Annotated in this window: 21 protein-coding genes and 1 pseudogene; 17 read left to right on the forward strand and 5 right to left on the reverse strand. The window is 41.5% G+C overall.

Annotated features, from left to right (window positions below):
* Positions 1–1,007: pseudogene (locus F6K51_RS27630) on the reverse strand (ATP-binding protein); the annotation flags it as partial.
* A gap of 73 nt (positions 1,008–1,080) precedes the next feature.
* On the opposite strand from F6K51_RS27630, the gene F6K51_RS27635 reads away from it, so the two are divergent.
* Positions 1,081–2,295: a DUF4157 domain-containing protein gene (locus F6K51_RS27635; protein WP_293026154.1), complete on the forward strand. Its 1,215-nt coding sequence runs from the start codon at positions 1,081–1,083 to the stop codon at positions 2,293–2,295.
* Positions 2,296–2,653: 358 nt separating this feature from the next.
* The gene (locus tag F6K51_RS27640; protein WP_293026156.1) at positions 2,654–3,007 is read left to right on the forward strand and encodes a hypothetical protein; all 354 of its coding nucleotides are present in this window, start codon (positions 2,654–2,656) and stop codon (positions 3,005–3,007) included.
* A gap of 37 nt (positions 3,008–3,044) precedes the next feature.
* Here the strand turns inward: F6K51_RS27640 and F6K51_RS27645 are convergent, their stop codons facing one another.
* A complete protein-coding gene (locus F6K51_RS27645; protein WP_293026158.1) occupies positions 3,045–3,536 on the reverse strand; it encodes a hypothetical protein in 492 nt (163 codons plus the stop codon).
* Positions 3,537–3,760: 224 nt separating this feature from the next.
* Here F6K51_RS27645 and F6K51_RS27650 point away from each other — a divergent pair, with 224 nt between their 5' ends.
* A complete protein-coding gene (locus F6K51_RS27650; protein ID WP_293026160.1) occupies positions 3,761–3,955 on the forward strand; it encodes a hypothetical protein in 195 nt (64 codons plus the stop codon).
* Positions 3,952–4,167 (forward strand): hypothetical protein, encoded by a 216-nt coding sequence (locus F6K51_RS27655; RefSeq protein ID WP_293026162.1) that lies wholly within the window; start codon positions 3,952–3,954, stop codon positions 4,165–4,167. Before F6K51_RS27650 ends, F6K51_RS27655 begins: the two co-directional genes overlap by 4 nt.
* Here F6K51_RS27655 and F6K51_RS27660 read toward each other — a convergent pair.
* Positions 4,121–4,456, reverse strand: a complete 336-nt coding sequence (locus F6K51_RS27660) for a XisI protein (RefSeq protein WP_293026164.1) — start codon at positions 4,454–4,456, stop codon at positions 4,121–4,123. The genes F6K51_RS27655 and F6K51_RS27660 overlap by 47 nt on opposite strands.
* A complete protein-coding gene (locus F6K51_RS27665; protein WP_293026166.1) occupies positions 4,444–4,860 on the reverse strand; it encodes an element excision factor XisH family protein in 417 nt (138 codons plus the stop codon). Before F6K51_RS27665 ends, F6K51_RS27660 begins: the two co-directional genes overlap by 13 nt.
* An 83-nt stretch (positions 4,861–4,943) precedes the next feature.
* Between F6K51_RS27665 and F6K51_RS27670 the strand changes: the two genes are divergently transcribed.
* Positions 4,944–5,159, forward strand: coding sequence for a hypothetical protein (locus tag F6K51_RS27670; RefSeq protein WP_293026168.1), 216 nt, complete (start codon positions 4,944–4,946; stop codon positions 5,157–5,159).
* 271 nt (positions 5,160–5,430) lie between these two features.
* On the opposite strand, the gene F6K51_RS27675 is transcribed toward F6K51_RS27670, so the two are convergent.
* On the reverse strand, positions 5,431–5,661 hold the full coding sequence (locus F6K51_RS27675; RefSeq protein WP_293026170.1) for a hypothetical protein: 231 nt from the start codon (positions 5,659–5,661) through the stop codon (positions 5,431–5,433).
* 754 nt (positions 5,662–6,415) lie between these two features.
* Here F6K51_RS27675 and F6K51_RS27680 point away from each other — a divergent pair.
* The 12 genes from F6K51_RS27680 to F6K51_RS27740 all read left to right on the forward strand — a co-directional run bounded on the left by F6K51_RS27680 (position 6,416) and on the right by F6K51_RS27740 (position 22,386).
* Positions 6,416–6,724 carry a DUF4258 domain-containing protein gene (locus tag F6K51_RS27680; RefSeq protein WP_293026172.1) on the forward strand — a complete coding sequence of 103 codons (309 nt, stop codon included), beginning with the start codon at positions 6,416–6,418 and terminating at the stop codon, positions 6,722–6,724.
* 41 nt (positions 6,725–6,765) lie between these two features.
* Positions 6,766–6,981 carry a YgiT-type zinc finger protein gene (locus tag F6K51_RS27685; protein WP_293026174.1) on the forward strand — a complete coding sequence of 72 codons (216 nt, stop codon included), beginning with the start codon at positions 6,766–6,768 and terminating at the stop codon, positions 6,979–6,981.
* Positions 6,982–7,487: 506 nt separating this feature from the next.
* Positions 7,488–11,633, forward strand: a complete 4,146-nt coding sequence (locus F6K51_RS27690; RefSeq protein WP_293026176.1) for a baseplate J/gp47 family protein — start codon at positions 7,488–7,490, stop codon at positions 11,631–11,633.
* Positions 11,634–11,648: 15 nt separating this feature from the next.
* Entirely contained in the window at positions 11,649–14,564 is a 2,916-nt protein-coding gene (locus F6K51_RS27695; RefSeq protein ID WP_293026178.1) for a hypothetical protein, read from the forward strand.
* A 221-nt stretch (positions 14,565–14,785) separates the two neighbouring features.
* Positions 14,786–15,025, forward strand: a complete 240-nt coding sequence (locus F6K51_RS27700) for a hypothetical protein (protein ID WP_293026180.1) — start codon at positions 14,786–14,788, stop codon at positions 15,023–15,025.
* A complete protein-coding gene (locus F6K51_RS27705) occupies positions 15,012–15,470 on the forward strand; it encodes a PIN domain-containing protein (RefSeq protein WP_293026182.1) in 459 nt (152 codons plus the stop codon). Before F6K51_RS27700 ends, F6K51_RS27705 begins: the two co-directional genes overlap by 14 nt.
* Before the next feature lie 73 nt (positions 15,471–15,543).
* The gene (locus F6K51_RS27710) at positions 15,544–16,095 is read left to right on the forward strand and encodes a Uma2 family endonuclease (RefSeq protein ID WP_293026184.1); all 552 of its coding nucleotides are present in this window, start codon (positions 15,544–15,546) and stop codon (positions 16,093–16,095) included.
* A 324-nt stretch (positions 16,096–16,419) separates the two neighbouring features.
* The gene (locus tag F6K51_RS27715; RefSeq protein WP_293026186.1) at positions 16,420–16,662 is read left to right on the forward strand and encodes a hypothetical protein; all 243 of its coding nucleotides are present in this window, start codon (positions 16,420–16,422) and stop codon (positions 16,660–16,662) included.
* Between the two features lie 112 nt (positions 16,663–16,774).
* Positions 16,775–16,969 (forward strand): hypothetical protein, encoded by a 195-nt coding sequence (locus tag F6K51_RS27720; protein WP_293026188.1) that lies wholly within the window; start codon positions 16,775–16,777, stop codon positions 16,967–16,969.
* 225 nt (positions 16,970–17,194) lie between these two features.
* Entirely contained in the window at positions 17,195–17,683 is a 489-nt protein-coding gene (locus tag F6K51_RS27730) for a hypothetical protein (protein WP_293026190.1), read from the forward strand.
* A gap of 66 nt (positions 17,684–17,749) precedes the next feature.
* Positions 17,750–19,381, forward strand: coding sequence for a hypothetical protein (locus tag F6K51_RS27735; protein WP_293026192.1), 1,632 nt, complete (start codon positions 17,750–17,752; stop codon positions 19,379–19,381).
* 11 nt (positions 19,382–19,392) lie between these two features.
* Positions 19,393–22,386: a contractile injection system tape measure protein gene (locus F6K51_RS27740; protein WP_293026194.1), complete on the forward strand. Its 2,994-nt coding sequence runs from the start codon at positions 19,393–19,395 to the stop codon at positions 22,384–22,386.
* Positions 22,387–22,583: the final 197 nt, after the last annotated feature.

The raw sequence follows: 22,583 nt of genomic DNA on the forward strand, positions 1-22,583 counted from the left end.
AGTTGACCGTTAAGTTCTGCTGCTGCTGACCCTATATGGCTTTCCCACAGGCAATATTTTTCCTCGTGGCTCAATGGGGGGATGTCAAGGTTAACAATAGTCCGCTGACAGTCAATTTTTCGGTCATTGCAGCTGAGGATTAAAGGAGTATTGTTACTATCAATAAATTTGCTCAGAGCCAACTCCCGCCCAGGCTCAGAAAAATTATAACTATCGCAGTCAATAAACAGGACACTATTGCTAAGATGGGCTTCCCTTTCCCAACGCTTCCCCAGTTGGTACACTTCCTGGGGGTTGGTGGTCACAGCCAATGGTTCTAGAGTGTGTAACTTTAACCCCAAACCCTGACAAGTGGCGGAGGCAATTTGGTATTTAGTGCTTCGATCCGAGCCAGATAATTGCACCACGGGATAGCTATTTCTCCCCTCGCCCCCAGACCAAATGGTGATCAATTGCTCCACTATACTTAACTGAGAGCTAGGCAAAAGATGAAGGTTGGTCTGAGGCGGTTGGGGTTTGATCTTTCCTGCTAATTCCTGGTCTGTGGCATATTCTCCTAAAAGAAAGCAGAGGATACGCTGGTCAATATAGAGGGGGGACTGGCTTAGGATCAATCCTGGTTCTATGTGGAGCAGTTGCAAGTTTAGTAAAGGGCGTTGGGGAGAAAGGACACCCCAATTGGCTCCGGGAAGGGCGTCAAAAGCTAAACTGAGAGTAGGATAGTTTTTGTTTGGACTATTTTTTTGGGCTTTGGCAAACAAAGAATGGAAGTATGGTTCTATTTCCATTCCCGCGCACATGAGCAGGATATCCCTTTCAAAGGGGGAGAGAAGGAATTTGTTACAAAGTTGAGCCAGGGCAGAAGTATCGTCAATAATTTCAGTTACGATTTGTTGATTTTCTTTACCTTCTATGTAGTTTTCTAAATAGTTACGAACTCGCCAGATTTCTTGAAACAGAGAACTAATATTAGAGTGATACCAGTTGGTTTGAGTTTGGGGTGCCATGTCGCGCTCCATTAAGACGGTGGAATCGACTTATATTCTTTTCTAATAGGGTACAAGGTAAAAGGAAATAGCTATGCGCACTACTCATACCTATAAACCGAAATATTCTCACTCTACCTCGTTGTCAATAGCTCAAAAAAAGAAAGACTCCAGAGTGATGGGTTCTAGAAGAAGATTGGATGCAGAGGACAGGGAGTGGAACGCATTAGAGGGGGTCGGGGAATGGGGAAGTAGAATGGCTAATGTGATGCACTCCCTGGAAACGGGACAATACGTGCCCGACACAGGATGGTATGAAATGGGGCTGCAAGCAAAGCTAAGTATAGGACAGCCGGTGGAGAAAAACCAAGAAGGGGCGAATCACGGTGGGCATCTGGTAGTGCAGCCTAAAAGGATGATGGTGCAGGGTCGAGCACAACCGTTGACGGGGGATTCGGTGACTTATGGCGATAGCATGAGGGCATCGAGGAGGGTAAAAGAAAACAAAACTGGCTTGCCTGATCGCCTCAAGGCAGGAATAGAGAACCTCTCTGGCTATTCGATGGATGATGTGAGGGTGCATTACAACTCTCAGAAACCGGCACAATTGCAGGCTCTAGCTTATGCACAGGGTACGGAGATTCATGTGGGGCCGGGGCAGGAGAAGCATTTGGCCCATGAGGCGTGGCATGTGGTTCAGCAGAAGCAGGCAAGGGTGAAGAGAAAGGTGCAGAAGAATGGCGTACAGCTCAACGACGATGTGGAATTAGAAAGAGAAGCCGAAGAAATGGGAAAAAAAGCGTGGATGAAGAGGCGGGATGAGAACGCCTGCCGAATTACACAGGTCCCGATGACAAGAACAGAAGACCATGATATGACGGAGGTGGTACAGAGGAAGCCTGGTTTAGTAGCAAGAATGTTCAGGGGAGGGGCTGCGATGAGAGCATACACAGGATGGAAGGTAGAACCACGTCCGGTTGAATCAAGGAAAAGCGGAGGACGCCAAGAAGCATACGAACTGTTATCAAAGTATTTACCCCGCACCCATGTTGGTGGGGTCATGGCTATGCCAGTCCAGGAATTCTATAGTATGAGCGGGGAGACAGTGTCAGGGGAAATAGGAAACCATTATAAACAACTTGAAGCTGAGGGCTTATTATCCTTACCGCCCACCGACGATAATCTAAATAAGGTAGCCCAAAGAGAGACGGAATGGTGGAAACAGCAGAGTGGTTTTCCTGGTTTTGCAGGAGGCAGCGTGTCGGCCCAGACGAGGTTTGACATCCTGAAGGCATACCGAGATCAATAGTCCGTACGCCGAGCTGGTAGGGTGGGCAAAGGGACATTTTTTCGGTGTAACTTTGCTGTACTCTCAGTGCGATCGCTGATAAAGCTCTTGTAGGGTGGGCAAATAGACTAGCTCACTGAGCTTATGGTCAAAGTCTCATTATTTGCCCACCCTACCCTACCGAATGGGTAAGCCTCTGTGGTCTGTTGGGTTAAAGCCATGTAAACCACCAACCCAAAACCAAACAGACTCACCCCATCCACCCCACTTCTAACCCACCGCCACCAATGGTTAAGGTAAGTCTCAATGCGAAGCTGATCCGCACCTTGCTCATAAGTGTGGCTCGTTCCTGGTAGGAGTCTCTAGAGAATAGAGAGGTATGACCAGGGGGATTCGCGGGATAAAACCCAAAATCCTAACTGATTATCGGATGTGGGTGAAAGTAGTGCGATCGCTCTTGTCGGGTGGGCAAATGGACATGATTCGTGATGAAGAAGCCAAACTATCATTTTTTGCCCACCCTACCCTACTCAGTAGTGCGATCGCTAGTAGGGTGGGCAAATGGACAGGATTCCTGATGAAATTACCAAACTATCATTTTTTGCCCACCCTACCCGACTACCCGCTGGTCATGGGATCACCTATATTGTTGGTTGGGTTAAAGCAAAGTGTTCGCTCTTGTCGGGTGGGCTGCATGTCGATGATTGATGATCAATTGGTCTTTCATTCATAATTTGCCCACCCTACCCCACATTCAGAATTTGCCCACCCTACTCCCCTGCAAAATCTTCTAAATCGCTAAAAGCTTGAATTTGTGGTAAATTCCTGCCACAACAACACCCCCAATCGGGTCGATACTTGCGAAGCTCCACCCATTTGTGAAAACTGGAATATTCCCACAAATGAGGACAAGACACCAAACCATGTTTAACTGGATTATAGTGAATATAATCTATATGTCGGTGTAAATCATGGTCATTACGAATTGTATGCTCCCAAAACCGACGTTGCCAGACATTGCTTTCTCGATGCTTACGACGAGAAGCAGAAACATCTACCGAAAATGAGCGTTTTCCCCGTAAAGAGCGGGTAAATAACACCTTAAACCGAGAGACTCGCGCTCGAATAATTAGAATCATCCGGTGGTAACGACCAGATAAAATGAAGATGATCCGGTAACACAACCGCTGCTGTGATGTCAAAGGGTTTTTCTGTCCGCATTTTTGCGATCGCCTTCCGTAACCGAAATATATTCTCAACATCTGAAAATAGAGGAATACGGCGATATGTGACTATTGTCAGAAAAAATACTCCTCCTGGCACATAAGAACGACGATAGTTCGACATATTGAGATATTGATCGTGGCGAGCATCGTGTGTTTCAGTTTAATCCCGATTCAGTAGTAGGGTGGGCAAATGGGCCGGAGTAGTGGGCAAATGGACATGACACAAAGCGAGCAGTAGGGTGGGCAAATGGACTAGATTTATGATTTATTCGTTTATGGTTGATGATTTGCCCACCCTACCCCTTGCTTGTAGTGGGCAAATAGTCAGGATTGATGATGAAATTGCCTTCGGTACAGAATTTGCCCACCCTACCCTACGGAATGCGATCGCACTACCCCTCACCTTGTCGGGTGGGCAAATAGCAGTAGGGTGGGCAAATGGACTAGATTTATGATTTATTCGTTTATGGTTGATGATTTGCCCACCCTACCCCTTGCTTGTAGTGGGCAAATAGTCAGGATTGATGATGAAATTGCCTTCGGTACAGTATTTGCCCACCCTACCCGACGGAATGCGATCTACTACCCTAGCTTTTGCGATCGCGCTAATAGGGTACGCCCTACGCAACGGCAAATTCCGTATCTTTCCTGCGTAATGGTGACTTAAAACCCAAAACAATTTGCTTTTTTGGGACACCAGCTTCAACGAATTCGTTAGCCACTCCAACTTCTGTGCCATCTCGTTGAATCCAGATTTTTCCGTCGATAATATCAACATGGATTAAACAACCATGCTGATAGTGCTTATTCTGACGGCCTAAAATCATCAGCAGGTAGCGATCGGATTCCGGATCAAAGACCGTCTCAAACTTAATATCTCCATGCTTATAGGGCACTTTTGTATGATTTGTGATAATTTCTCGAATTAGTTTGCGGTAATTAGTTAATCTATCCATCGGATAATAACCTCCCGATCGGGGTCAAAGACAATAATAGGCACTTTGTAATCACTGAGAATGATTTCTCCCAGGGGTTCTGTAAAGAAATCTTCATATACTTCTTCGTGGAGTGCTAGATAAAGCTTGCGTTGAGGTTCTAAGCGTTTGATCACAGAGAGATAAATAAAATATTGACCTAGGGATTTTTGAGCATCAGCAATTGAAGAGGGACCACCAAAGGTTTTAATCTCAACAGCAATCTGTAGCTGATCTTTCTCAGCTAGGAGCAGTTTTTCTGCTGCTAGATCGACGTACATATCTTGCTTACCCCAACGCAGGCGAAGGGGATCATCAGTAATCAACCACCCGTCTTTTTCTAGGGCACGGCGAACACCATAATGGAAGCGATCGCGGTTAGGCATCTTGTGCAGATCAGAACTGAGATTAACTCAATTATACAAGTACGATCGCGTAGCGTGGCCTACGGCCAATCGCCGATCTTGTAATGCGATCGCCTTTGGGGCGGCTGAGGCCTTTGGCCACGCTGCGCGAACGCCGATCGCTCTTGTTTGGTGAGCAAATCGACATGATTCGTGATGAAATTGTCAAACTCTCAGAATTTGCCCACCCTACAGTGCTTTCAACTCAGGTCGGGTGGGCAAATCGACATGATTCGCGATCTTATGGTATTACTTTCATGATTTGCCCACCCTACGCCTAACCTTGGCCAAAAGGCCACGCGATCGCTGAAAGCGGGACTTCGTCCATCGCGTTCAACCTTCAACCAACTAACCTACCCTTCGGGAACGCCAAAGGCGAACAACCTAAAAAAAAATAGCCGCAGAAATACTATCCACGGCTAGGAATTTACCTTATGTCATTCAGTTTTCTAACTTATCCAGACGTGATCCTATGGGATTGGCCGAAGGTCACGCTACGGGATTGGACCGGATGGTTTGGCCGGGGGGAAAACCCCCCAGCAATTTAACGTGTTAACGGAGCCTCAAGTACTTGGTCATAATTGTTATGAATTCTCCGGGAACATCCGTCGGCTGCAGAGGACTCCACTCGGATATTTGGGCGTAACCCAGTGCATACAGGGCATGCATGGTATTAGTTACTGCCTTGCGGGAGCCCCTCAAAATGTGCTGAACACGGATTTTTTTTGAGGAAGAATCATCGGGATTGTTGTCTGGATTATTAGTTGGAAATTCTGATGGCATAAGGGTAACCTTTTGCTTTTTGTTTACGTTTATACTCATAATGAGTATAAATAACATTGTCAAGGGTTTTTAGAAATTTTTTTTTGAGAGATAATGTAAAGAAATGCGATGCTCTGAAAGAGCCGCTACGCGAACGCAAGCGATCAGCTATCAGCTAGAGCAAAGGGAACAGGGAGTAGGGAGTAGGGAGTAGGGAACAAAGTTCTCTAAATTCCTACACGGATTGCTATATCAGCTATTAGCTATCAGCATTCAGCTATCAGTGCGTACGCTTTTGTAGGGTGGGCAAATGGACATGATTGTTGATCAAATTGTCAAACTCTCAGAATTTGCCCACCCGACCACTAATAGTGCGTACGCTTTTGTAGGGTGGGCAAATGGACATGATTGTTGATCAAATTGTCAAACTCTCAGAATTTGCCCACCCGACCACTAATAGTGTGATCGCTTTTGTAGGGTGGGCAAATGGACATGATTGTTGATCAAATTGTCAAACTCTCAGAATTTGCCCACCCTACCCCACTGAGTTATGGAAAGTTGACGGCACCTCAAGTAGCGTGAGCTTTTAGCTCACCGCTGACTGCTGAATGCTTATTTAGTGCGTACGCTTTTGTAGGGTGGGCAAATGGACATGATTCTTGATCAAATTGTCAAACTCTCAGAATTTGCCCACCCTACTACTGGTAATATTCGGTGCTTTATCGATTAAAATAGGAAAATACACTTATCCTTAATCAGATGTAAGCTAAAATGAATGAATATCAATAAAATTCGTGAGGCAATTCTTGATTATCGATTTTGGATTACCGATCATGCTGACGAAGAAGCAGAAGAAGATCAATTGTCTTTTGATGAAATTTATCATTCCGTCCTGTATGGTGAAATTCTAGAAGACTATACTAATCATCAACCTTATCCGCGCTGCCTAATCTATGGCGAAAACTTTGCAACTGAGCCAATTCATAGCGTCCGGGATTATGATCAAGAAACAAACACAGCTATTTTAGTTACTGTATATCGACCTGATCCGAAAAAGTGGATTAATGGTAAAATAAGGAGATAGTGATGAAAACCCCGAAAAAATGTCCTAATTTTCAAGGATAATTGACCACAAAACAAGTTAAAAAACTCCTCAAAGGTGGGGGAAATACAGCCATTGTTCAAGTAGAAGCCGAAGTCTGTTTACATTGTGGTGAACGATTATATAACCCCAATGTAGTTAGACAATTTGCCCAGATTCGAACCAAACTTAAAAATCAAGAAACCAAAGACTTTGAATTAATAGGACAATCCTTTAGCGTCCGAGCGCCGCTCTTGTAGGGTGGGCAAATTAGCCATGATTTCTAATCAAACCGACAACCGCTTGAATTTTGCCCACCCTACCATTGAAAAATCCTAACTCAGTTTTGCCATTAGGCAAAACTGAGATGCACCCACCCCCTTTGGCCGACTGCCTGCCCTGTTCCCTTGCTGCATCGCTTATTCAATGTTCGGTTTAGCTTGTCCATAGCCCATAAGCACCTCAAGTAGCGTGAGCCTAGGGCGTGTTTTCAAAGTTTTCCGCAAGATTTAGATCCCCCCCAGCCCCCCGCGCGGAAGGGGGGAGCCATACTCAAAGTCCCCCTTTTTTAAGGGGGATTTAGGGGGATCTCCGAGTTTGAAGACACGCCCTAGCCCATTAGCTGAGCGCTGAGCGCTGACGGCTGATAGCTGAATGCTTACAATTTTATTTTCGTTCCTTATATGAATATTTATTACTTTATTTAAGATTGGCTTGTTAATAAAGTTTACATCCGCCATCTTGATCAATGATGTAGAATTTAGTTATGAATACAAACAAGAAAATTATACATCATATTTTTCGGGATGGCGTTAGTCAGCGCGGACGCTTGCTAAGGGAACTCGAACCAGATTATGTGGGAGTAGATGAGCGGGATGTTTATGATTTACTCACCTTCGTACAAGAGTATGCCACAAAACTAAACTATTACGATGAGTCCAATCGGATAAATGGTAATTGGTCGAGTTTCTTGGCGGGAGATGTTGAGCAAATGGTTGCTTACATTAATAACCCGGAAAGTTTCGCAGACGAGCCATCGACACAGAGTAAATTAGCTCAACCTCATCTAGTTTTGTTGTTCACGTTTTTACAATTATTACGCTATCCTCAGCAACAGTTCAAGGCACTGACCCAAAGATATCTCGATTTTTACTATAAAGAGGTACTGGCGTTAACGACAAAAGAGGAAGTTCCAGACAAGATTCATGTAATTTTTGAGCTGGCGCAAGGAGAAGAAGCCCATCTTATTAACAAGGGTACTTTGCTCAGTGCTGGACAAGATAGTGAAGGGGTTAATATTAACTATGCCACCGATGAAGATATAGTTGTTAATCAAGCTCAAGTAGCCAGCATCAAAACGTTATTTATAGAAAAAAATTCTATTGGTTTAGAAGAAATTCATAATCAAGATAATAAGAGCGATCAAAGTTTTGAAAATATGCTGCGATGGGCGGTTGGCAGCCCCAACCAAGGAGACCAACTTCCTAAGATAAATGTTCAAGTTGATGGTCAAACTGTTGATGTTGATGTTGATATTAATTATCTCAAAGGAACTATTTATCAAGCGACTCAAGATAATCAACAAACAGATAATAACATAACCTCTTATATTACTTATATTACAGAACAATTATTTTTCCTCAACACAGACGATTTTAACTATTGCTTTGATATCCATGATAGGCAAATAAATAAAGCCCAAGCAGATAAAGAAGAACCTACAGAATTAGAATGGAACGAAGTTTATAAAATAATAGAAAAAGCCTACAGAAAAAAAATTACCATGGGGAGGCGTAATGCCTTAAAAGAAAAGCGAGAACAGTCTGGTTTCGAGAGCATGATGCAATTGGCTCTTGGTCATCCTAATCCTGGTGATGATTTGCCGGAAATGCCTAATGGTTATACAACCCTCCAAGAGATATTTGATCATCTTGACCAAGAGCGAGTTATTAGATATGTCAAAGAAGAACTGTATCTGAGTGTGGCAGATTTCCGGAAGATTATGGAAATCCAAGCTACTACAGAAAATACTAACTGGAAAGAAGTCTATCGCCTCGTTGAGAAAGCGCAAACAAAAAAAAGGAACTTTACTTACCCTCCCATTGGAAAAACCGAAATTAAGAATATCCATGCCAGTTCTATAATTGAGGCAGAAGAGGGACAAGCAACTAAAGCACAACGTTTTAAGACTTTTGGTAACATTACTCAAACCCCGCAAAAGTCCATCGGTTTTGCCGTTACTTCTCCCGTCTTGTTGTTACAAGAAGGAACACGTAATATTACCCTTACCTTCACCGGTGAAGAAAGGACTTTGAATCGGGATAAGTTCCAGGCAATACTAAGTAGTGAAAATGGCCCTTTTGAAATTTACTTGAGTAGTGAAGCGCAATGGATACAGCCGGAATCCTTTGAATATGAAATTGGCGTTTTTCTTGTAGAAGAACCACTAGTCTCTTATAGCAGTACAGAAATATCTCTGGGTTCCACTGCTTCGGACAACGATAACTTGACAAGCGTTTCTTTTCGTGAAGGCTCTGAACATACCTTTTCTGCTAGCAACGTGAAGCAACTTCTTGTCTGGAATGACGGCAAGATATTCCAGATTACAGGATTAGTTAACAATAAAAAAGCTAATATACAGCAAATTGGTATCGGTAATTTATCTCAAGATGCTGTTAGTACTGGCCAGATTAAGCTCTATCGTACTTCTGCTATTTATTTCAACAGTTTGCAGTTTAAATTAACCCTCGATCCCACCCTACCTGCTATCTTGCCACCCCAACCAGATGAATCAACTTTTTTCCTGGACACTCCCTATCCAGTGGTAAAAATTCTGTTGAAAGAAATATCATCAGCAGAAAATACCCAGGAAAAACTATATTACGATCAATTGAAATCGGTACGCTTAGAAAAAGTAAACATACAAGTTAAAGTAGAAAATAGTCAAGATGTCCAACTGCGGAACGATAACTCAGTACTAAATACCAAAACTCCTTTTCAACCCTTTGGCAATAATCCTAAAGCAGGTTCGGGGTTTTACTTCGCTAATCGAGAAATTAGCACCAAAAAATTAGATAGTCTTGCCATTAATATGGAGTGGATGGGACTTCCTCAAGACTTTGCCACCCATTATCATGCATACAATAGCACCGAGGTAATTCCGGAGGCAATTACTAATAACAGCTTTAAAGCCAGTTTGAAGCTTTTTAATAACCGAAGCTGTGTGGAGATTGAAAGCTCCAAATCTATCTTTACCCAAGAAGACAATACTTTAAGTAATCCAATTCACCTCAATTATCAAATTCCAGGCTATTCTCTCGACACTTCTTCCTATGAAACCGATACAGATGATCCTTTTGAACAAAGAAGGTATTTTCAACTGGAATTAGCAAGCCCAGATTTTGCATTTGCCCATGATTTATATCCAGTAGTATTAAATAAGGTGGCTTTGGCAACGAATGATGATATCAAAATCCTAACCGTTTATCGCCCTTACACCCCGCAAGTTAAAGCCATCTCCCTCGACTATACCGCCTCAGAAGAGATTGACCTAAAAAACGCCCCAAATCAACCTCACTCTAGTCAAATCTTCCAACTTCATCCCTTTGGCTATGCCGATATCCAAACTCTATATCAAGACAACCAATATTATCTGTTACCGAACTATCAAGAAGAAGGCACTTTATACATCGGTATCCGCAATCTGCAACCACCCCAAAACATTTCCATCCTCTTCCAAATGATACCGGGAAGTGGCAATGGGGAACTAACTCCACCACAGATTCACTGGAGTTACTTGAGTGGTAATTCTTGGCAAGAATTTAAAGATACAGAGATGCTTTCCGATAGTACCAACGGGTTAGTGGATTCGGGGATTATCCGCTTGAGTATCCCTGAGGGAGCCACCAGTCAGCAGCAATTATTACCCAGTGGTTTACATTGGTTACGAGGCACCGTCACGGAAAACGCTGCTGCAATTCCTGATACTCTGGACATCAAAACCCAAGCAGTCAGGGCGACCTTTGTGAATCAGGGGAATGCAGCCGACCATTTAAGTAAACCGCTCCCAGCTAATTCCATTCAAGGATTTGTAACACGAGATCCCGCCATCAACACAGTACAACAGCCCTATAGTTCCTTTGGCGGTAAACCAAAAGAAGACAATCGCGCCTTCACCATGCGGGTGAGTGAAAGACTGCGCCATAAACAGAGGGCTATAACTGCCTGGGATTACGAACGCCTGGTATTGGAACATTTCCCCCAAATCTATAAGGTGAAATGTATCACCTCTGCTGCTGGCAACCACAATCCTGGTGATGCCAAGGTAACTGTGGTGGTAATTCCCGACGTGGCGAATACTGCGCCTTTCTTTCCCCTGGAACCCAAAGCACCTTCCTACTTACTAAAGGAAATCCAGGCATACCTGCAAAACTATACCTCACCATTTGTGCAAATCGTGGTGAAAAATCCCCGGTACAAACCCATTCAATACAAAGTGGGTATCCGTTTTCGCGCTGGATCTGACCAGGGGAACTATCTCAAACAACTCAATGAAGATATTAAACGCTTTTTGTCCCCGTGGGCCTATGAAGAACAAGCATATATTACCTTTGGTAGTTCAATCCATAATTCCTCAGTGATCCATTTTATTGATAAAAGACCCTATGTAGATTATGTTGGCTATCTCAAATTAATTGAGCAAGTCGGCATTAAAGCTGGATCTGGCGGCAAGTCAGATATCTATTATCGGGTGATTCCGTCTAATCTTGCCCAGGTGCAACATCCTGATTCAATTTTGGTTTCTGCCCCTCAACATATTATCTACCTGATGGGCACAGAAAAATCTTATGATGAAGAGGATTTTGAGGGGATTGGTTATATGAGTATTGTTACTGATTTTGAAGTTAGTTAAAAGGAGTTAAAGAGCATGGTTCAAAAGAAGAGAAGTCAACTAAAACAATTATTCAAGACAGGTAAAAAGCCTTCTCAACAGGATTTTGCCGACTTTATTGATTCCACCCTCAATATAAAAGATGATGGCATAGAAAACCCGGCTGGGGCAGATACTCCCCTCAAGATTACCGCCCCCCTCAAGATTACCGCCCAAGGTACGGATGAGAAACTGTTGGATTTTTATGCGGGTGATACGAAGACTTGGAGTATTAATCAAAAGCGTGATGGAAACAAGGTAGGTTTAAATATATCTCATTCTGCTTCTGGTGAAGTTAGCAAGAGCAAGCTTTTTATTGACAGCAGTAACGGGAATGTCGGACTGAGTATCGATCATCAGCCGACGGCGAAACTCCATATTCAGCAGACGTGTCATGAAGATGCTTTGCGGATTGCTGGTGAGTTAAAGGATACGATTTTTCTGATTAATAAATATGGCAAGGTGGGGATTGGGACGGATTGTCCAGAGGCCAAGCTGGAAATTAAAGGAAATGAACCTGTCCTGAAGATTTGGGGTCAAGGAGATAATGATAATGCAACCATTCAATTGCGAGAATCGACCGCAGCAAACTGGGGTTTTGACCTTAAGTACATTGGGAATCCAGACAACAAATTCTATATAGAAAGCTATAGCGACTGCGTTTCAAAAGGAAAACATTTAACCATTGATAGAGAATCAGGCAATGTGGGGATTGGGACGACCTGTCCAGATGCCAAACTAGAAGTTAAGGGAAATTTAAAGCTATGCTACGGAGTAGCGGTGAATGCATTTTCTTGTGATGGTACTCTCAAAGGTTGTAGCGATCTGGCCATACCAACGGAAAAAGCAATTAAAACCTATGCCGATACTAAAGCACTTCTCAATGGTTCTGTGAGTGAGGATTTTTCAGCAAAAAATCTAACTGTAAATGGAGTAATCAAACCAAGTGCGGGTAATAGAGAAAACCACGGTATTCTCTTTACTAAAGAACCGGGTTATGGTAGTAAAGATGCTGCCTGGATCAGGTATTACCGTTGTGGAAATTCAGGAGAAAATACGACACTGGAGATAGGGACATCGAATGATTGTGACGATCATATTGCCTTAATGCCTCGAAAGGGCAATGTGGGGATTGGGACGACAAATCCAAGGGCTAAACTCTCTATAAATGGCGGTTTGCACGTTGGTGGTGATTCCGATCCAGGGGATAATAACCTACTGGTAGATGGCCGTACAACCACAAAGGAATTATCTGTCTCAGGAAGTCTTAGCTTTGATACACCGACAATACAGATAATTAACATGTGTAATAATAATTACGGGATAGGAATACAGCATGGCACTCAATATTTCCGCACTGACAATAATTTTGCTTGGTACAAAGGTGGTACTCATGATAACAATGAACTGAACCCTGGTACTGACGGAATAGTACAGATGGTTATCAAAGATTGCCATGTGGGGATTGGGACGATAGATCCAGGGGCAAAACTAGAAGTGAAGGGCAATCTCAAGCTACAACAGGGAGTAGCGGTGAATGAATTTTCTTGTGATGGTACTCTCAAAGATAATAGCGATTGTGCAATACCAACGGAGAAAGCAATTAAAACCTATGCCGATACTAAAGCGCTTCTCAATGGTTCTGTGAGTCAGGATTTTTCAGCAAAAAACCTAACTGTAAATGGAGCGATACAACTAAGTTGTGGTGATACTGCCTGGATCAGATATTACCGTCGAGGAGGTGAACCAGAGGCAAGGACACTGGAGATTGGAACATCTAATCATTGTGACGATCATATTGTTTTAATGCCTGGAAAAGGCAATGTGGGGATTGGGACGAGCAATCCAACTCACAAGTTTCATGTCCTAGGATCAGATGCAGTAGGCTTATTTCAATCTTGCACTAACCTAGCCGTATTAGAACTTTCCACCAACGAAGGATTGAATAATCGGGTAGAAATTGCCAATAAACCTGGTGGGCGATTGAGCTTTTCTACAGCAGAAGCGTGTGATGTATTCAACGTCACCAAAGATGGTAATGTGGGGATTGGGACGACAAATCCAGGGGCAAAACTAGAAGTGAAGGGCAATCTTAAGCTACAACAGGGAGTAGCGGTGAATGAATTTTCTTGTGATTGTACTCTCGAAGGTAATAGCGATCGGGCAATACCAACGGAGAAAGCAATTAAAACCTATGTAGACACAAAAACACGTTTTTCTGGTTCTGCGAGTCAGGAGCTTTCAGTAAAAAACCTAACTGTAACTGGAGCGATACAACTAAGTTGTGGTGATGCTGCCTGGATCAGATATTACCGTGGAGGATGCGAACCAGAGGCAAAGACACTGGAGATTGGAACATCTAATCATTGTCACGATCATATTGCCTTAATGCCTGGAAAGGGCAATGTGGGGATTGGTACGGATAGTCCAGAGGCAAAGCTGGATGTGTTAGGAAAAATTAAAGGTGGCGGGGTTTTGGCTGGAATATGGGCAGCCCAACCAGAGACTGATGTTTCTATCACATGCGCGGGGTGGGAAGATGTTTCCGATACATCAGTTACTTTCACCCTAGATAGAAAAGCAATAATTTTTTGTACCTATTCAATTAATGTCCAACCAGAGGGGAATTGTAAAGGTCGTAATCTCGTTGCAACAAGGCTAGTCGTGGACGGTAATGGCTGTCCCCAATCTGGTTCGCACTTTCAAGCCCATAGCTCTAATCATCCTAATGTGAATTTGAATGGCAATCTCGTCTTGCCGCTTGGGACAGGTGAGCATACCGTTAAGCTCCAGTCGAAGAAAGTTGGCGACAATGTGGCAAGGTGGAATAGCAACCCATCATGCCTAGATGGCTTCGGTGGCGGAAGAACACTTGTGGTCATGGCATTTTACTTACCAATAATAGGTGTTTAGTGCGATCGCCGATATTGTAGGGTGCGTTAGCGGTAGCGTAACGCACCATCTCCAAATTTCAACCGAACCTGAATCTAAAAATTAAAGGAACATGAAACAACAACTGGAGAAACGTCTAGCCGAACTCAAAACAGTTGGTAGGCACTGCCCACCCTACATGAACCAAGTGAGATCGCTCATGCTATAATCAAAACACCTAATAGTAAACGAGGAAAATTGTAATGAAAAATAAAGTCATAGATGTGACAGATCTAAGTCCGAAACAGATTGCTATGCTTGAAGAAATTATTGCTGCTTTTAAGGCGGTTTCTCAACAGAATAGTTTTTCACAAGATATAAGTAAAAAAGAAGACAAAGAGAAAGAAGACTTGAAGCAACTTCATCAAGAGTTTGATTGGTTGGTTGCTGACCTTGGTGTAAAAGAACCACTTACTAGAAGTAATGTCTATGGCATCGAATAAGAAAATAAAACGGTATTTAGACACTAACATTCTGGTATATTCAATTGATTTAAGTAAGGATAATAGGCAAAAACATCGGGCAGCTTTAGAAATTTTAAGACCTAGTCAAAGAGAAGTTATCTGTCTGTCTTCTCAGGTAATTGCCGAGTTTTATGCTGTTGTTACTAGTTCCAAATCTGTAGCCAATCCTCTGACTACTCAAGAGACAATAATGCGGATTGAAAGATTTATGCAAATGCCCAATATAGAACTTCTCTCCATGTCAGATAATATCTTTAAGGAATGGTTTGAATTGCTCAAAATAAACCCTGTAAAGGGGGCTAGAGTATTTGATTTAATGCACCTGGCAATTATGATATCCCATGGAGTAACCAGTATTTATACGTTTAATGAAGATGATTTTAATTGGCATCCTGAAATTGAGGTGATTGTGCCAAGTTATTAAATAATGTTCGTAAAACCTTACTCCCCATCCAAGGAGCAATTCCAAAAGAGCCATCTTTAATTAGAGTAGAGCAATGATTACCTTAGCTAAATGGTCAATTGAAGACTATCATCACATGATTGCAGCAGGTATCCTCAGTGAGCGTCATGTGGAATTACTAGAGGGAAAAATTATTGAAATGTCACCAGAGGGACCATTGCATCGGAAAATCAACGATTCTATGGCAGACTATTTACGGGAAAAGCTCCGGGGACGCGCTAAAATCTACGAAGCACATCCGGTTTCCCTTCCTGATTCAGAACCTGAACCAGATATTGCTGTTGTTAAATTGCCAGTTTCCTTGTATGACAATCGTCACCCTTCTGCCGAGGAAATTTACTTATTGATAGAAATATCTGACACTACCTTGGAAAAAGACTTAGAACAGAAGCGAATTGCCTATGCTCGTGCTGGCATTTTAGAATACTGGGTTGTAGATTTAAAAGCTCAACAACTGATCGTGTTTCAGCAACCATCAGGGGATAGTTATCAAATCAAACAAACCAAAGCCTATGGAACTTTATATCCAGTTGCTTTTCCCCATGTTGAAGTGTCAGTGGAAAAGTTATTATCAAAAACTATCTGAAATATAGCAATTATCATAGCTATGAGATATACAATTTATGGATTGTAGGGAACAGGGAACAGGGAACAGGGAACAGGGAAGACAGAAGAGGGAATAGGGAAGAGGGATGCGCTGCATCAAGATAGGGAATCAACGTCAAAGAAGACTGTACCTCATAACTGCGAGAAACGCTATAATATACTATAGCGGTTTTAATAGTAACGAAGTACAGAGGATTTTTTCCCTCTTCTTTATTCCCTACTCCCTACTCCCTAAAACCCAATAATTTGCACCTCACCCAATTAAAAACTGCTGTATTGTAACCGATCATCCTCAACAAGGAACATGAAAGAACAACTAGAAAAACGCCTAACCCAACTAAAAGCCGAATTTGAATCAGGACAAAAAGTACTCGCCGATTTAGAAGCCAAACAAGCCAATGTCCGTGAAACCTTACTCCGCATCCAAGGAGCAATTCAGGTATTGGAAGAAGAGCTAGCTAAACATAATGGTGCTACCTCGAAATCAGACAATTTGCAAGGATTAGAAACGGAGGCTTTAGCAACACACCCTCAGAACAAGGATTAAATGCTGTAGGATGAGGGATGAAGAGATTTTAGAGATTTCTGTGAGCGAAACCGTCTACATTGAAACCAGTATAATAGGAGTTATCCACTATTTGATTAATGGGAGAATAAAAATGTGGAGAGATGAAATTCTAGAAGAGATCTACAGAATTCGAGAGGAACACGCTAGAACTTTCAATTACGATTTGAAAGCCATCTGTGATGACTTACGGAAACGACAAACGGCAAGCAACAGAAAAATTATTTCCAAACCCCTTAGGCGACCGGATTTACCTTTAATGTCCCAAGAAGGCTCACGCTCTATCTGATAGGAAAGCATAGTCGATTGCAGCTCAGGCTGTGCAATAGCATCAACAAAAACCCAGAAAGCAAAAAAATGGCTTATGCCTTCCCATTATTGCGCTGTAGCTACCCTGCGGGAAGCTGCTCAACGAGCATCATAGGTACACGCTCCATTGTACCTGATATAGCGGTCTTCAAATGGGCACGAATTCCCTGTTCCCTGTCCCCAACTTCTGTAAGAAGCTACTATCATGACTGAAAACCTTACCATCTCCAACGCCCCCCCAGAACATCCTGGCATGAATTTCGCTTTATTGCGACAAGAAGGAATCAAGCACATCGAACGCCTAGGGGGGAAACTGTGGACAGACTACAATACCCACGATCCCGGTATTACTATCCTAGAACAACTTTGCTATGCCATCACGGATTTAAGCTATCGCCTTGACTTCGAGATGAAAGACTTGCTTGCGCCTGCTCCTGGAGAAAAAACTGGAGAAAACAGGAAACAGTTTTTCACAGCCAGAGAAATCCTCACCGTTAATCCCCTCACAATTAATGATTATCGCAAACTGCTAATCGACATTGATGGTGTTAAAAATGCATGGGTTAAACCCATTAAGAATTCACAACCCCCAATTTATTACGATTCGCTTCTTCATACCTTAACTTTTGAAGCTTCTAAACGCACTAAGCAAGTCAACTTAAATGGAATTTATCGGGTACTAATCGAAAAATAAAAAAATGTCTCTGACGAAGCGAGTCTCATCGAAAAAGTAAAATCTAAACTTAATCAGCATCGAAATTTGTGTGAAGATTTTGCTTCAGTCGAAATTTTACCCATTGAAGAAATCACCATCAACAAAGCCGAGATTGAGATTGAAGAAGGATTTGATGTGAATGAATTAATGGCACAGATATATTTGGACTTAGATAATTTTATTTCTCCTCACCTACAATTTTTTACCTTAAAAGAACTACTGGAGCAAGGCAAAACTCCTGAAGCTATTTTTGATGGTGTTCCCCTGGAACATGGCTTCATTGACGATGAAAAACTTGATAGTTTTATCAAGAAAAACCAACTGCACACCTCTGACATAATTCGGATTATTTTAGATATTCCAGGGATAAAAACTGTTATAATAATTACTATTTCAAGCGACAAGTCATCAGAATCAGAAGAATGGGCGTTAGCATTAGATCCTAATCTAACACCCCAACTCAAAGATATAGATGGCTTGACAAGTAACATTACCTTTTATAAAGGACAAATTCCGTGCAATCCGAACCTGGCTAAAGCTAAAACTAATCTGGAATCATTACAACAAAAAAATACCCAAACACCATCAACTACACAAAGAAAAGATATCCCCATCCCAGTGGGACAATACCGAGAATTATCTGACTATGAATCAATCCAAAATGATTTTCCTGCTACTTACGGTATTGGAGAAATAGGTTTACCGGCTTCCGCATCTCCCAAACGCAAGGCTCAAGCCAAGCAGCTACAAGCTTATTTAATGTTTTTTGACCAACTTTTAGCTAACTATTTTGCTCAATTAGACCATGCTAAAGATTTATTCTCTTTTCAAACTAAGAACAAGAAAACCTACTTTTACCAGGAACTTTATCCCATTCCAGGTGCGCCAGAAATCCTAAACCTTGAGCAAAATTTACCAGAAGATAAAAATGATATTGATAAGATAAGAATAAACCGTTTCCTGGATCATTTAATGGCACAGTTTTGTGAAAAGTTCACAGATTATTCTTTACTTTTATATGAATCAATTCTGGATGAAAAACTGATTGATGATAAAATTAGTTTCTTACAAAATTATCCCCAAATTAGCGCCGGGAGGGGTAAAGCCTTTAATTACACTGATTCCAGTCAGGTTTGGGATACAGAAAACGTATCGGGACTAAAACAAAGAATTTGTAGTTTACTAGGAATTCCTTACCATCGAAAAACTTTGGCTCTCTGCAATGAATCGGATGAAACCGAAGGTTTCCATATAGTCGAACATATTTTACTTCGTCCTCGCAGCAGTAACGACCCCGACTCAGACGAGAATTTTTCAGAATTTAAATCAAACACAGATTCAAACACAGATTCAAACACAATAGATCCTTACTCTTTCCAAATCAGTTTTGTATTCCCTGATTGGCTGCCTCGCTTTCAAGAAGAAAACTTTAAACAGCTAATTTATAACATTATCATTGCCGAAATACCCGCCCATATAACTCCTTATTGCCACTGGTTAGACAAACCTAATATGATAAAATTTGAAAATGCCTACCAGCTCTGGCTAAATACAAAAATGGATAAAAATTCAACTAATAACCTGATCGAATTTTTGGTAAATGGTAGTATTTCAACTCTACCATTTAATGTTTTAGGATATATGACTATCGGCACAGATTTTGAAGTTATTTGTTAAAGCCTTTGGAAGTGAACCAACAACGACATATTATCAAAAAACAGATTATAGAACTTAATTTAAGTTCACAGCAAGGTGCTTTTGAACTGCAAAATGAGGTAAGTAGACTATATCGCTATAAAGTCCTCCCCCTGATTGATAATTTATTTAATCAGTTCAGCGATTTAGATACAATACATCGAATTAATACCCTAGAAATAGACCTAGGCAATATCGATATCAATAATCTAGAACAGGAATTGATTGACAAAATTATAGCACAAATTCAACAGCAATTAGAAGAACAAATTAGCCACTCAAGTTCCAGTTTGTCAACACAGCCACAACCTAATACTGAGTTGGGTGAGTCTTCACCACTGCTTGCTAGAACAGAGGGAGAGACGGGGGAAAATATAGAAGTAAATAAAATTACCTCTGTAAGTGCAACTCGCTATCAAAGACTATCTGATCAAATTTGCAAATCAGAGATTGCTAGTAAAAGAGCTTTACAACTAGAGGTTTTTAGCTACTTTATCCAAACAGGTATGCTACCGTGGTGGGCAGAAAACTTAAGTAAACAAGAGCTAGAAGACTATTGCGATCGCCTGATCACCAATTCCCCAAATCAGGTAAAATATATTGTTCAGCAAAGCCTAAAAAATTCCAAGCAATTGCAGCGCCTTATTTACCAATTTTCGGATTCAATACTTCTCAAAATAGCCGGATTGTTGACTGGGGATTCAGTCCCGTTTATTGCCGACTATAATACAGACATCAAACCTGTCTTGGAACAGCTAGAGCAGACGAGAAATATTCCGGCAGCCAAATTGCGATTAGAAATATGGCAAGGAATACTTTTCAGTATCTCCTCAAATAGTAATACTCAAGTAGATAAGCTCAAGTTAATCCAAGAAAATTTATTACACATTGCCACCAGTAATCGGATTAACTATCCTGAGTTTTTAAAGAATCTTGTTGCCAAGATAGAGCATCTAGTCAGAGAAGGAAAAGGATTTAAAAGCACACTTCCAGAAATCTTAGATAAAATCCAAATCCCTGGCCAAGATGCACAGTTGATTAGAGCAGAAGAAAGAGCTTCACAAATAGAGATTTTTAGCGACTTTATCCAAACCGGTATACTACCGGAAAACTTCAGCAAACAAGAGCTAGAAGACTATTGCGATCGCCTGCTCACCAATTACCCAAATCAGGTCAAGTCTATTGTTCAGCAAAGCCTAAAAAATTCCAAGCAATTGCAGCGGCTTATTTACCAATTTTCGGATTCAATACTTCTCAAAATCGTCGGATTATTTACTGGGGATTTAGTCCAGTTTATTGCCGACTATAATACAGACATAAAACCGGTCTTGGCACAGCTAGAGCAGACCATAAATATTCCGGCAGCCAAATTGAGATTGGAGATATGGCAAGGAATACTTTTCAGTATCTCCTCACAGAGTAATACTCAAGTAGATAAGCTCAAGTTAATCGAAGAAAATTTATTACATATTGCCAGTAGTAATAACATTAACTATGCTGAGTTGTTAACTAATCTTGTTGCCAAGATAGAGCATCTAGTCAGAGAAGGAAAAGGATTTAAAAGTCAACTGACAGAAATCTTAGATAGAATCCAAATCCCCAGCCAAGATACACAGTTAATTAGAGCAGAAGAAAGAGCTTCACAACTAGAAATTTTTAGCGACTTTATCCAAACCGGTATACTACCGGAAAACTTCAGCAAACAAGAGCTAGAAGACTATGGCGATCGCCTGATCACCAATTCCCCAAGTCAGGTCAAGTCTCTGGTTCAGCAAAGCTTAAAAAATCCCAAGCAATTGCAGCGGCTTATTTACCAATTTTCGGATTCAATACTTCTCAAAATAGCCGGATTGTTTACTGGGGATTTAGTCCCGTTTATTGCCGACTATAATACAGACATCAAACCTGTCTTGGAACAGCTAGAGCAGACGAGAAATATTCCGGCAGCCAAATTGAGATTGGAGATATGGCAAGGACTATTGTTCAGCCTCTCTTCAGATAGTAAGACTAAACTAGATAAACTCAAATTAGTCCAAGACAATTTATTACATATTGCCACTAGTAATCGGATTAACTATCCTGAGTTTTTAAAGAATATTGTTGCTAAGATAGAGCATCTAGTCAGACAAGGAAAAGGATTTAAAAGCCGACTTCCAGAAATCTTAGATAGAATCCAAATCCCTAGCCAAGAGACACAGTTTATTAAAGAAAGGGAACAACTGGAACACCTATTAAGGGAATTGCAACACCTTGATTTCAATAGCCAGATCTTACCCCAACATAAACAGCAAATTAATCAACTTAAGACTGAAATAGAAATATTACTAAATGAAATCAATAATCCTGCCCAAGTCCAAAGGTCATCAGACCTGATTACACGCTTCAAACAACTACAGAAAAGTATTCAAACTCTTAAACTCAACATCCAACAAGAACTCAAGTCTAATCAAACCAGATTTCCAGATGTTGTCAATACTTTTAGTGACTCTGATGAAATCTATATTTACAATGGGGGATTAATTTTGCTATGGCCATTTCTGACTCGCTTCTTTGTCAAAATAGGATTGGTACAAGATAAGATTTTTATTAATACCATATCTGCTGAACGAGCAGCCCTTTTACTCCAGTATTTAGTTGATAACTCAACAGAAATACCAGAACACAGTTTACCTCTTAATAAAATACTATGCGGTATAGATTTATTAGAACCTATAGACACCAATTTAGAAATCACCCCACAAGAACGAGCAGAATGTGAAAACTTATTATATGCTGTGATTCAAAATTGGTCTATTTTGAAAAATACATCAATAGAAGGATTTAGAAAAGCTTTTTTGCAGAGAAACGGTATTGTGAGAGTTCGTGATGGTAGTTGGCTGCTACAGGTTGAACGTGAAACCTACGATATTTTACTAGATAGAATTCCTTGGAGCATACGAGTTGTTAAGCTGCCGTGGATGGATAATATTTTATATGTAGAGTGGTAAGCTGTAGGGAACAGCGGATCTGGGAATAGGTAATATCAAGTCTGCTTGAATACCCATAATTAAGGAGAGGGTGGGGAGATGGGGAGATGGGGAGATGGGGAGATGGGGAGATGGGGAGATGGGGAGATAGGGAGAGAGGGAGATAGGGAGAGAGGGAGAGGGGGAGATGGGGAGAGGGGGGGATGGGGAGAGAGGGA

It is taken from the genome of Moorena sp. SIO3I8 (assembly GCF_010692325.1).
In the GTDB taxonomy this organism is placed as follows: Bacteria; Cyanobacteriota; Cyanobacteriia; order Cyanobacteriales; family Coleofasciculaceae; genus Moorena.